Genomic DNA, 12,015 nt, shown 5'->3' on the forward strand with positions numbered 1-12,015 from the left:
CGAGACCGTGCCGCCGAAGCCCAGCGAACCGGACGCTGCGTCGCCGAAGCCCGGCGAATCGGACTCTGCCCCGCTGAAAGCTAGCGAACCGGACTCGGCGTTGCCAAAGGCCGGCGAACCGGGCTTGGCGTCGCCGAAGGCCGGCGGACCGGACCCGGCGTCGCCGAAGGTGAGCGAACCGGACGCTGCGTCGCCGAAAGCCGGCGAATCGGACTCCGTCTCGCCGCGGGTCGGCGGGGCGAAGTCTGAGCCGCTGACGGCCGGCGACGGCGGGCCCGACAAATCCGGCGAATCTGTCCCGGCTGCTTCTGGCAACCCGCAAGAGGCGGGCACCAAGCCGAAACGGCGCGGGCTGCCCGACACCCGGCCACCCGGTGCGCCGCCGGATCCCTGGACCGCCTTCACCACGATCCCGGAGAAGCCCCCGGGCCGGATCCGGCGCGGGCTGCGGGCCGGCGGGCGCGGGCTGATCCACGAGTACGCGCTGTCGTTCTACATCTCCGCGCTGCTCGCGGTCGGGCTGACCTGGCCGACCCTGCGCTACCCGCTGCACACCCTGCCGCAGGATCTCGGCGACCCGTCCCGGCAGGCGTGGCAGGTCTCCTGGGTCGGGCACGTCCTGCGGACCAACCCGGTGAAGCTCTGGCAGTCGAACGCCTACTTCCCGGCCAAGGACAGCTTTGCGTTCGGCGACAACCTGCTCGGCTACGCGCCCTTCGGCCTGATCGGCGACGGGCCGAACGCGGCGATTCTGCGCTACAACATCCTCTTCGTGGTCGCGCACGCGCTGCTGCTGTTCGGCGCGTATGCCCTGGTGCGTCAGCTCGGCGTCCGGCCGACCGGCGCCGCGGTGGCGGCGGCCGCCTTCGCGTGGGCGCCCTGGCGCCTCGCACAGGAGGGCCACCTCGACATCGTCTCGGCCGGCGCGATCCCGCTCGCCCTGGCTCTGCTGGCGCGCGGGCACGGCTGGTCGCTGCGCTACGGCTTCCGACCGGCCCTCCGGCATACCGGGTGGGCCGCGCTCGGCTGGCTGGTGGCTATCTGGCAGCTGAGTCTGGGCTTTTCGCTCGGGCTGCCATTCGCCTATGTGCTCGGCAGCATCGTGCTGTTCCTGTTGATCGCGGTGCCGATCCGCTGGTTCCGGCAGCGCCGCCGCACGAAGGCCGCGAAGGCACTGGTACCTGCGCTGGTGCCGGCAGCCGAGACGGCCACGGCCGTGGCAGCGACGGCCGTGGCGACAACGGCTGTGACAGCGACGGAGAAGGCAACGACGGGCGTAGCGGCGGCGGGCGTAGCGACGGCGGGCGTAGCGACGGCGACGACAGCGACGACGGGCGTAGCGACGAAGAACCCGGACGCCGGAACGAAGACAAGCATCGAAGACGGAGCAAAGAAGGGCACGGAGGCCGAGGCTCAGAAGGGCACTGCGGACAAATCGGAAAAGGGCTCCGCAGCCGGAGTGACGGAGCCGTCAGCCCAGGGCACGACGAAGGATGCGGAAGAGAGCGCCGACAAGGCCGCTCCGAACGCCACGGACCGGGCCACAGACAAAGCTGCGGATCAGGCCGGCCTGAAGCCTGCGGGTCAGGCTGCGCAGAAGCAGGACGCGGATAAGAGCACGCAGAAGACCGCAGACCAGTCCATCCGGAAGACCGCAGACCCAGACGCGCAGAAGTCCACGAACTCGGCGACCGAGAAGGCCGTGGCGCTCGCCGCCGAAAAGACCGCGGCGCCAGCGACTGAACAGGCTGCGGTGCCGGCCACTGAAAAGGCTGCGGCACCGGCGGTCGAGAAGGCCGCGGTGCCAGCGACCGAGAAGGCTGCAGTGCCGGCCTCTGAAAACGCTGCGGCACCGGCCGTCGAGAAGGCCGCTGGGCAGGGCGCCAAGCCGGACAGCGCGACGGCCACCGACCAGGACCAGCCCAAAGCCACGGCCGAAGCCGCAAAACCGGGCACGCGGAAGTCCGCGAAACCGCGCCGCGAGAAAAAACCGCGCAAACCCACCAAGCCGCGCACGCGGAAGGGGCCGAGGGAGGGCACCGTCCTCGGCTGGCGGCTGCTGCTCACCAACTTCCTCGGCGTGCTCTTCTTCGTCGGGGTCGGTGCCGTGATCGCGATCCCCTACCTGCGGGTCCCGGACTCACCCACCCGCAGCAGCGAGATCGACTTCTTCTCGCCGCCGCTGCGCAGCCTGCTGATCGGGCCGGCCGAGTCCCGGATCTGGGGCGCCGCCCACGCCACTCCGCGCGCCTCACTCGGCTGGGCCGCCGAGATGTCGCTGCTGCCGGGCTTCATGCTCTACGCACTGGCCCTGGCCGGGCTGCTCTTCTCGATCTGGCGGTGGCGTCAGCGGCTGTTCCTGGTGCTGGCCCTGGCCGCCTCGGTGATCCTCACCCTCGGGACCACGTTCTTCGGCGGCCGGTGGACCTACCTGCCGCTCTTCGGGCACCTGCCGGCCTCGTTCGACCTGCGCATCCCGGGCCGGCTGATGCTCTGGACGACGCTGCTGCTGGCGATCCTGGCGGGCGGGGCGGTCGACGAGTTCGTCCGGCGTGCCGAGCAGCTCGCCGCGCAGCGCACACCGCCGTGGCCGGGGCCGTGGATGCGGCTGGCCACCCTCGTACCGTTGCTGCTTGTGGCGTTGGAGGGCTGGAGCTCGACCGCGCATCCGGTGGCGCCCACCCAACCGGCCGCGATGCGCACCGTCGGCGGGCCGGTGCTGGTCCTGCCGACCGGTGCGCTCGAGGATCAGATCGTGCAGCTGTGGACCACGTCGCGTTATCAGCAGGTCGCGAACGGCGGGGGCACCGTCGCCGCGGCGCAGCAGGCCGAGCTGCGGGGCAAGGTCACGGCGTTCCCGGATCTGGCCAGCATCGCGTACCTGCGCTCGATCGGGGTGAACACCGTGCTGCTGGTCCGGTCCGATGTGGCCGGGACCCCGTGGGAGCAGGCCGGCGACCTGCCGGTGGACTCGCTCGGCATCCGCCGCGAGGACCTCACCGACGCGGTCGTCTTCCGCCTCAACTGAGAAACCGCGTTGTCCCACTGATCGCCGCGCAAAGTGAGAGCCGCAACCGCGGAAAGGGCAAAGGCGGCCGGGAGCAGGAGCGGGGCCGTGCTCCGGTCGTACCGGAAATGGGGAACCCGGACCATCGGCGGCCGTGAGTGGAACGCGAAGCGGGGCACACCCGAAGGTGCGCCCCGCTCGGCGAAAAGGGAAGAAACCGCAGGTCGCTAGACCTTGACCACCACCGGCGCCTCCGGCGGCGCCATGTCGCCGGCTGGGATCGCGGGGCGGCTGAAGCCGAGGTGCCGGCGCAGGTTGTCCACCCACCCGACGTCCGGGCCCTCGAACACGCCGGCGTCCGGGTCGGTGTCGTAGGTCTGCCGGACCACGTCCAGCTCCGGCTTCCAGATCTCCCGGATCACCAGGCCGCACAGCACCGCGACGGTGATCAGCCGCAGGCTGGACGCGAGCACGAAGGTGCCCTCCGGGATGACCGACTTGCCGCCCGCGCCGATCAGCTCGGCGTAGAACGCGGCGAAATACCCGATCTCGGCGACCGTCCAGGCCAGCACCGCACCCCACTTCGGGCGGGCCAGCACGATCAGCGGGAGCAGCCAGAGCACGTACTGCTGCGACCAGACCTTGCTGAAGATCAAGAAGAAGGCCACGACCAGGAAGGCGAGTTGGGCCAGTCGCGGTGGCTTCGGCGCGAGGAGGCCGATCACCATGAGTACGACGCACGCCAGACCGAAGAGCGCGTACGACGCCACGTTGAGCTGCGGGATGTGGTCGCTGAGCCACTGGAACGGCCCCCGGTCGCCGGGCGAGCCGGTCTTCCACTTGCTGTCGAGGTACCGCCCGACGTACCAGAACGTGCCCCAGTCCACCGGGCGCTCCGAGTTGAGCCGGAAGAAACGCAGCCAGGACTCGTGGTACCAGTACCAGACCGGGAAGTTGACCACCAGCCAGGTGATCACCGCGCCGATGGTCGCCTCGACCCACGGCATGATCCGTCCGCGGCGCACGGCGAGCACCAGCAGCGGCCCCAGGATGAACAGTGGCCAGAGTTTGGCCGCCGCACCCAGTCCCAGGAAGATCCCGGCCAGGGCGGGCCGGCGCCGCACCCACAGCAGCAGGCCGATCGCGGCCAGCCCGATGGCCAGGAAGTCCCAGTTGACCGTGGCGGTCACCAGCAGGATCGGGGACAACGCGAAGATCGCGGCGTCCCAGGGCCTTCGTCGTCGCATGGCCAGCAGCACCGCCGCGGTGGCGACCGCGAACAGCGACAGGATCAGCGCGTTCGCGTTGTAGAACCAGCTGCCCTGGTTGATGCCGGTGTCCTGGGTGGTGCCGTACCAGTGCACCGGCAGGCCGAGCGCCCCCATGAAGTACCCGGTGACGACCGGGTACTCGACCTGGTGGTCGACGTACGGCACGGCGCCGTCACTGAGGCCCTCGGCGTAGTACAGCGCCAGCACGTCGGTGTAGCAGAAGCGGGTGTACTGGACGTTCTTCTGCCAGTCGCCGCTCATGCAGGGTGACTTCTGCACCCAGGAGAGCGCCAGGATCAGGCAGGTAAGGGCCAGGATCAACCGCGGGGCGGTCCAGAACCGGTTGGGCCGGGCGTCCGGGCGCGTCGCGTGCGAGCCGAGTGGCCCGCCGATGAATTGCGACAGTCCCCGCACGAAGCCGTCCGAGGTCGCACTCGGGACGTCGGGCCGGTCATCGTTGGGCGGTTGCGCGCTCATGTCTTGGCATCATGCCGCATGAAGCTCGGAGATCGGCGGCCACCCGGGCGCGGCACACCGATGGATAGTCAATGAAAAAACGGCGCCCACCTCGAGGAGGTGGGCGCCGTTCGAGCCGTACGAGACATCAACCGCCGTTGTTGTTTCCGCCACCGTTGTTGTTGCCGCCGTTGCCACCGTTGTCGGTGTTGCCGTTGTCGGTGTTTCCGGTGTCGCCGGTGTCGCCCTGGTTCTGGCAGAGGAACGACAGATCGCTGTCACAGACCTTGCTGTTGTCCTCGACCGGCTGCTCCACGGGCGGGGGCACCTCGCCGTTGCCCAGGCTGGCGTCGCCGCCCTCCTGGCGGTCCGGGAACTTCTCGACGTCCCAGCCCTTCTTCTCCGTCACCGTGTCGATGAATTCCTTCCAGATGGAAGCCGGAGTGCCGGAGCCGAACATCTTCTTGGTGCCGCCGGGCTCGGTCAGCGCGACGCGGTTCACCTTGCCGCCGACCCAGACGGTCGCCGCCAGCTGCGGGATGCCGCCGACGAACCAGGCGTCACCGTTGGCGCTGCTGTTGGCGTTGCTGAGCTCCCAGGAACCACTCTTGGCGATGGCCTGGCGGCCGTTGCGCAGGGTGTGGTTGGCGTGCGCCGGGATCTGGTCGAGCACGCCGGCCAGGTCGGACATCTGCGCCCGGTCGAAGACCTGGGTGCCTTCCTTGGTGATCGTCGTCAGGCTCTTGAACTTGCCCGTCGCCGGGTCGACCGACTTGATCGCCTTGATGAAGTGCGTCTGGTGCCGGACGCCCTGCGCCACGATCGTGGCGACGCCGGTGGCGTGGTCCAGCGGGAGCACCCGGTACTGGCCGAAGCCGACCTCGCGGTCGAACTTCTTGGCCAGCGTGGCGGCGTCGGTCTTGTTCAGGTCGATCCGCTCGCCCTGCGGGTACTTTTCCGAGCCGTCGGTCCAGATGTAGTTCAGACCGGCGGCCTTGGCCGCGGCGATGACCTTCTCCGGGCCGAGCTTGTCGGCGATCCAGTAGAACGGGAAGTTGTACGACTTGATCGTCGCCTTCTCCAGGTCGCAATACTTGATCTTGCCGTCACAGAGGCTGTCGTCGGCGCCGGCGTTGCTGATCTTCTTGCCGTTCAGCCGCTTCAGCTCGCCGTTCCACGTCGTCTTGAAGGAGAAGTTCGCCTTCAGCGCCGCAGACAGCGTGTAAATCTTGAACGACGAGGCCGGCGACTGTCCGCCGCTCTGCTGCACACCCGAGCCGTCACCGGCCATGTAGCCGGCGTAGTCGGTGCCGTTGGCGTCGTCACCGCCGTAGTAGCCGAGCACCTCTCCGGTCTCCGGATCGATGCCGATCACCGCGGCCTGGTACGTCTTCGGCCGCCCGTTCATCGGCGACGTCTTGCTGGCCCGCGAGCCGGCCTGCTCGGCAGCCTTCTGCACCACCGGGTCGATCGTCGTGGTGATCGTCAGACCACCCTTTTGGATCATGTCGTCGGTGATGCCGAGCTCGTGCAGCTCATAGGTCACATGCCGCTGGATGACCCCGGCCGGCTTGCCCTCCCAGCAGGTGCTGCACTTGGTGCTGGCCTTGCCCTTGAGCGGTTCGGGCCACACCCGCTTGTCGTAGACCTCCTGGCTGACCCAGTTCTTCTCAAGCATTTGCTTCATGGTGTATTCCCAGCGGATCTTGGACTCCGTGGGATTCGTCACCGGGTCGTACCCCTGGTGCTTGGTGATCGGGTCCGGGTAGGGCTGCTTGATGATCGAGGCGATCACCGCCGCCTGATACGGGTTGATCTCCTTGAGCTTGCCGGAGCCACCGTGGACGATCGTCACGCCGTAGTAGCCCTGTGCAGCGGCCTCCGCGCCCAGCCGACCTTTACCGAGGTCGATGTAGTTCAGGTACAGACCCATGATCTGGTCTTTGTCGTACTTGGACTCGAGCTTGCGGGCGATGACCGCCTCGCGCAGCTTCCGGCTGTAGCTGATCTCCTTGAGATCGGCGACATGCCGGGCGTACTGCTGGGTGATCGTCGACGCGCCCTGCTTGTCGCCACCGGTGAAGTTGTTCCACGCGGCGCGGGCGATGCCCTTCATGTCGATGCCGTTGTGCGTGTAGAAGTTGCCGTCCTCGGCAGCCGCCACGGCGTGCGACATGGTCAGCGAGATGTTCTTGTACGGCACGTTGACCCGGGCTTCACCGGTCTTCGCGAGGACCTGACCCTTGGCGTTGTAGATGACGTTCATCTGCGACTCCGCCTTGGGCGTGGGCAGCTCGACGTCATCGAAGAAGTAGGTGCCACCGACGATGCCGGCGCCGATCATGATGACCAGCACGGCCGCCGCGGCGGTGAGGATGTTCGCGCGGCGGTACTTCTTGTCCGCCTTGGTGCGCGGGCGCTTGCCGGAGCCGCCACCGCTCAGGTTGCTCGGACCGCCGCCAGAACCGGGCGGGGGCACCGAGGCACGCCCGCCGATCGGGGCGCCACCCACCGCGGCCCGGCCTGGCACGGCAGCGCCACCCACGGCGGCGGAGCCGACCGAGGCACGGCCGCCGACCGGAGCGGCACCGCCGACCGAGGCACGACCCCCGACGGGGGCCGCACCGCCGACCGAGGCACGCCCTGGGGAGACCGAGGCGCGGCCGGGAGAGGCGGAGCCGACCGACGCGGAGCCGGCCGGGCGCCGATAGGCATCCGGGCCGGGCCGTTGTTCCTCGTCGTCCGGTCCGGAAGCAGCGGACGGCCCGGGCACTCTGGCCCGGGCTCGTGCGTTCTGCGGATCGCCGTACGCGTTCATTCCTTCACACCTACCGTTCGCGGTGGCGCGGCCGGGCTGTCCGGGAAGGACTCCCGGAGACCGTGCCACGAGCGGGCGCTTTGGGCTGCGTTTCCGGCAGCCGCCTGTTCGGACGTCTGAAATGACCGATTGCGGCACTGGCTGCCCGAGTCGGCCTTAAACGTGCCTACGTTATCGACATCGATCCAGTTCATCGCCGGGCCTCCCCGGCTTGTGAAACCGAACCTGTTTTCCACTGCATCGGGGACTCGTCCTCACCCAACGCGTCCCGGCCGAGCACGTAGCGCTCGATCAAGTGATTCCACGAGCACGAGCGGCAGACCTCGACCACGAAGACCTGGCACTCACGGAGCGTCATCGCGAGCACCGGCAACTCGGCGGCCTTGTGGGCCTGGCCGGCGGAGTTCTTGAGCTCGTCGCCATAGACGTAGTGGACAAGTGTCAGGTTGTCCACGCGGCAGATCGGGCACCGCTCGTCGGTCGGCTCGCCGTGGAAGGTCGCCGCGTTCTTCAAGTAAGGAGACGCGTCACACACTTCCAGGGCGCTGATCTGGCCATTTCGCACGTCACGCAGGACTGACCGCCTCTGAAGCGAGTAGTCGACCACCTGCCGCTGCGTGCGCATGGCGAAGAGAGTACGCGGTCACCGCTCCCACGGCGACAGTCATCACAGAGCGTGGCGTGGCGATAGCGCAGGATGTCCGACTTGCACGATGCGGCGTCCCGATCTACGGTGACGATGTATCGGGCCGATACATCGGGACAGACGCTCAGGGAGGTCGAGGTGCTGGAGTTGGCGATCCTCGGGCTCCTGCAGGAAGCCCCGATGCACGGCTACGAACTCCGCAAGGAGCTGGCCACCAAGCTCGGCACTCTGCGCGCCGCCATCAGTTACGGGACGTTGTACCCGACCCTGAAGCGGTTGAAGCTGGCCGGCTGGATCAGCGAAGCCGAAGCGAACAACAACGAAATTGTTCCCCCGATGACCAGCAAACGGGGTCGGGTTGTCTACAAGATCACGGCCGAGGGCAAGGAGCGGTTCGGCGAACTGCTCGCCGCCACCGGGCCGGAGACGTACGACGACGCCGGTTTCGGAGTGCACTTCGCCTTCTTCTCCCGCACCGACCAGGCCACCCGGCTGCGGATCCTGGAAGGTCGCCGTCGCCGGATCGAGGAGCGCCGGGAGGGGCTGCGGGAGATCCTGGCCCGCGCCGCCGACCGCCTGGACGCGTACACCCTCGAGCTGCAGCGCCACGGACTGGACGCGTGTGAACGCGAGGTCCGCTGGCTGGAAGAACTGATCACCAACGAGCGGTCCGGCCGTACTCCGGCCTTCCGCCAGCGCGCCGGGGTCACCGGCACGCACCTGAACGCCGACGCCGCTCCCCCGGCGCCGGAAATGAACTCCGCGGTCCGACCGGCTGCGGAAACACCCCCGGAAACACCGCGTCCGCGAACGGACCGGCCGTGATCAACAAGGAGGCAAACGCGATGGGTTCCGTCCGCGTCGCCATCGTCGGTGTGGGTAACTGCGCCTCGTCCCTCGTGCAGGGCGTGGAGTACTACAAGAACGCCGACCCCACCGACCGCGTTCCCGGTCTCATGCATGTGACCTTCGGCGACTATCACGTATCTGACGTGAAGTTCGTCGCGGCGTTCGATGTTGACGCCAAGAAGGTCGGCATGGACCTCTCTGAGGCGATCGTCGCCAGCGAGAACAACACGATCAAGCTGACCGACGTGCCGCCGACCGGCATCACCGTGCAGCGCGGCCCGACCCACGACGGTCTGGGCACGTACTACCGCGAGATGATCGAGGAGTCCTCGGCCGAGGTCGTCGACATCGTCCAGGCGCTGCGTGACGCCGAGGTCGACGTCGTCGTCTCCTACCTGCCGGTCGGTTCCGAGCAGGCCGACAAGTTCTACGCGCAGGCCGCGATCGACGCCGGTTGCGCGTTCGTGAACGCCCTGCCGGTCTTCATCGCCTCCGACCCGGTCTGGGCGCAGAAGTTCACCGACGCCGGTCTGCCGATCGTCGGTGACGACATCAAGAGCCAGGTCGGCGCGACCATCGTGCACCGCGCGCTGGCGAAGCTGTTCGAAGACCGCGGTGTCGAGCTGCTGCGCACGTACCAGCTCAACTTCGGCGGCAACATGGACTTCATGAACATGCTGGAGCGCACCCGCCTGGTCTCGAAGAAGATCTCGAAGACCCAGTCGGTCACCTCGCAGATCCCGCACGAGATGATCAAGAGCGACGTGCACATCGGCCCGTCGGACCACGTGCCGTGGCTCGACGACCGCAAGTGGGCGTACATCCGCCTCGAGGGTCGCTCCTTCGGTGACACCCCGCTGGTCGCCGAGCTCAAGCTCGAGGTGTGGGACTCCCCGAACTCGGCCGGCGTGATCATCGACGCGGTCCGCGCTGCGAAGATCGCCAAGGACCGTGGCATCGGTGGCCCGATCCTGTCGGCGTCGTCGTACTTCATGAAGTCCCCGCCGGTGCAGTACAGCGACCACGACGCGCACAACGCCGTCGAGGCCTTCATCAAGGGCGAGGTCGAGAGCTGACCAGCGTCACACCATAGAAAAAGCCGGCACACCACGTGCCGGCTTTTTCTATACCCGCCCGGCCGGCTCCTCGATCTTGCGGGCCTCCGATCGGTCGTCGCCGCGCGGCTGGACCGGCACCCGGGTGCGATCCGCGTCACGTGCCGACGCCGTGCGCAGGTCGGCGAAGGCCTGCTTCAGAGCCTTCCGGAGCACCGCGGCGAGCGGTTTCTCGGCCAGGCGGTACACCAGCCAGGCCAGACCGAGGATCAGCACGATCGCGGTGGTCACCAGCAGCCAGGCCGGCAGCCCGGTCGCCTCGTGAGCGTGCCGGACGAACGCGTACCCGAGCCGCTGGTGCAGCAGGTAGAACGGGTAGGTGAGCGCACCGGCGGTGGTCAGCCAGCGCCAGCGGATCCCGTCGGCCCAGCCCAGCGCGATCGCCAGGACCGCGGCGTACGCCAGTGTGATGATCAGAACGCCGGGCCAGGTCGGCACGGAGAAGCCGGGGTTGACGTCGGCGACCCGGTCGGTGACGTTCTTGATGCTGATCAGCCAGGCGAAGGCGACGATCCCGAAGAGCAGCGGTGACCGGCCGAACCGGTGGATCAGGAACATCGCGATGCCCGCGATGAAATACGGCGCGTACTGCGGGATCGCCAACATCTCGACCATCCGGCTGTCCAGGGTCGGCCCGATCACCGCGACGGTCATCCAGACCGCGCAGAAGATCACCACCCTTCGGTACGTCAGGCCGAACGCGACCAGCGCCGCGAACAACAGGTAGAAGCGCAACTCCACGAAGAGCGTCCAGTAGACGGTGTCGACCGAGCCCACGCCGAGCGGCTCCTGCAGCATCGTCAGGTTCACCGCGATGTCCCGCAGCCCCGGTACTCCACTGACCGGCACCCCGCCCGAGATCGGCACCAGCGAGACCACGGTCGCGGTGATCAGGATGCAGACCCAGTACGCCGGGTACAGCCGGCTCACCCGTGAGGTGAAGAAGTCGCCGAGGCTCCGGTTCCAGCTGCTCATGCAGATGACGAACCCGCTGATCAGGAAGAACAGCTCGACACCGAGAAAGCCGTAGATCGACACGTGTGACACGTGCGGCAGGAAGTACTCCGGCAGGTTGTGCCCGTCGATCCGCCAGGACACCGTCAGGTGGTAGGCCGCCACGGCGAGCGCGGCGGTGATCCGCAGCGCGTCCAGCGCGGCGAGCCGCGGCCTGCGCCCGGGCTCGGGGGCAGACCCGTTTCGCGGCGCGGTCGGCCGTTGGTCAGTCAGCATCGCGACGGACAATAGCCGCTGGAACCAACTCCCAGCAGGCCGCTTGTCCGTACGGGCATCGGCCGGATGACCCGTCGGCGCAGGTCGGCTCAGCCCCAGGCGCGGGTCAGCGACACTCGCGCTTCCAGTTCCAGCAGCTTGCGCTTGCGCTCCAGCCCGCCGCCGAACCCGACCATCTTGCCGCCGGCGCCGACCACCCGGTGACAGGGCACGATCACCGGCACCGGGTTGTGGTTGCAGGCCGTGCCGACCGCCCGGGCCGCTCCGGGATCACCGAGGGCGGTCGCGATCGCTCCATAGGTCATCATTTCCCCGTACGGAATCCTGGCGATCTCGGCCCACACCGCCCGCTCGAACGCCGACCCGCCGCGCATCTCCACCGGCACACTGAAGTCGGTCAGCTCCCCCGCGAAATACGCCGCCAGCTGCTCAACAGCCGGATGCGTCACCGCCGAGGCCGGCCCCGCGGCGGCGAAGCTCACGCCCACCACCACGTCCCCCTCGACAACAACCCCGAGCAGCCCGATCGGTGACTCAACGACGAACATCCCGCCATTGTCCCGCGTCGTCCGAGAACTTCACCGATCCAGGCAAGGGTTTCGATCGCTGGAGCGTCTGTTCCG

General features: G+C 68.3%; 8 protein-coding genes. 3 read left to right on the forward strand and 5 right to left on the reverse strand.

Annotated features, from left to right (window positions below):
* Positions 1–124: 124 nt before the first annotated feature.
* Positions 125–3,028 (forward strand): hypothetical protein, encoded by a 2,904-nt coding sequence (locus Apa02nite_RS52335; RefSeq protein WP_203825288.1) that lies wholly within the window; start codon positions 125–127, stop codon positions 3,026–3,028.
* A 206-nt stretch (positions 3,029–3,234) separates the two neighbouring features.
* Here the strand turns inward: Apa02nite_RS52335 and Apa02nite_RS13325 are convergent, their stop codons facing one another.
* From Apa02nite_RS13325 to Apa02nite_RS13335, 3 genes are all read right to left on the reverse strand, one after another.
* Positions 3,235–4,755: a glycosyltransferase family 87 protein gene (locus Apa02nite_RS13325; RefSeq protein ID WP_203825289.1), complete on the reverse strand. Its 1,521-nt coding sequence runs from the start codon at positions 4,753–4,755 to the stop codon at positions 3,235–3,237.
* A gap of 127 nt (positions 4,756–4,882) precedes the next feature.
* Positions 4,883–7,552, reverse strand: coding sequence for a transglycosylase domain-containing protein (locus Apa02nite_RS13330; RefSeq protein ID WP_203825290.1), 2,670 nt, complete (start codon positions 7,550–7,552; stop codon positions 4,883–4,885).
* Positions 7,553–7,742: 190 nt separating this feature from the next.
* Entirely contained in the window at positions 7,743–8,177 is a 435-nt protein-coding gene (locus tag Apa02nite_RS13335; protein WP_067702077.1) for a DUF5318 domain-containing protein, read from the reverse strand.
* A 159-nt stretch (positions 8,178–8,336) separates the two neighbouring features.
* On the opposite strand from Apa02nite_RS13335, the gene Apa02nite_RS13340 reads away from it, so the two are divergent.
* Together Apa02nite_RS13340 and Apa02nite_RS13345 are read left to right on the forward strand one after the other, a co-directional pair.
* Positions 8,337–9,023 carry a PadR family transcriptional regulator gene (locus tag Apa02nite_RS13340; protein ID WP_203825291.1) on the forward strand — a complete coding sequence of 229 codons (687 nt, stop codon included), beginning with the start codon at positions 8,337–8,339 and terminating at the stop codon, positions 9,021–9,023.
* A 20-nt stretch (positions 9,024–9,043) separates the two neighbouring features.
* Positions 9,044–10,123: an inositol-3-phosphate synthase gene (locus tag Apa02nite_RS13345; protein WP_067702199.1), complete on the forward strand. Its 1,080-nt coding sequence runs from the start codon at positions 9,044–9,046 to the stop codon at positions 10,121–10,123.
* Between the two features lie 48 nt (positions 10,124–10,171).
* Here the strand turns inward: Apa02nite_RS13345 and Apa02nite_RS13350 are convergent, their stop codons facing one another.
* Both Apa02nite_RS13350 and Apa02nite_RS13355 read right to left on the reverse strand, forming a co-directional pair.
* Entirely contained in the window at positions 10,172–11,392 is a 1,221-nt protein-coding gene (locus Apa02nite_RS13350; RefSeq protein ID WP_203825292.1) for an acyltransferase family protein, read from the reverse strand.
* Between the two features lie 89 nt (positions 11,393–11,481).
* A complete protein-coding gene (locus Apa02nite_RS13355) occupies positions 11,482–11,940 on the reverse strand; it encodes a methylated-DNA--[protein]-cysteine S-methyltransferase (protein ID WP_203825293.1) in 459 nt (152 codons plus the stop codon).
* Positions 11,941–12,015: the final 75 nt, after the last annotated feature.

Source organism: Actinoplanes palleronii (assembly GCF_016862315.1).
In the GTDB taxonomy this organism is placed as follows: Bacteria; Actinomycetota; Actinomycetes; order Mycobacteriales; family Micromonosporaceae; genus Actinoplanes; species Actinoplanes palleronii.

Coding starts and splice junctions, on each gene's coding strand:
- Apa02nite_RS13330 (WP_203825290.1), bottom strand. CDS start 7,552: ATGAACGCGTACGGCGATCCGCAGAACGCACGAGCCCGGGCCAGAGTG.
- Apa02nite_RS13355 (WP_203825293.1), bottom strand. CDS start 11,940: ATGTTCGTCGTTGAGTCACCGATCGGGCTGCTCGGGGTTGTTGTCGAG.
- Apa02nite_RS13325 (WP_203825289.1), bottom strand. CDS start 4,755: ATGAGCGCGCAACCGCCCAACGATGACCGGCCCGACGTCCCGAGTGCG.
- Apa02nite_RS13350 (WP_203825292.1), bottom strand. CDS start 11,392: ATGCTGACTGACCAACGGCCGACCGCGCCGCGAAACGGGTCTGCCCCC.
- Apa02nite_RS13345 (WP_067702199.1), top strand. CDS start 9,044: ATGGGTTCCGTCCGCGTCGCCATCGTCGGTGTGGGTAACTGCGCCTCG.
- Apa02nite_RS13335 (WP_067702077.1), bottom strand. CDS start 8,177: ATGCGCACGCAGCGGCAGGTGGTCGACTACTCGCTTCAGAGGCGGTCA.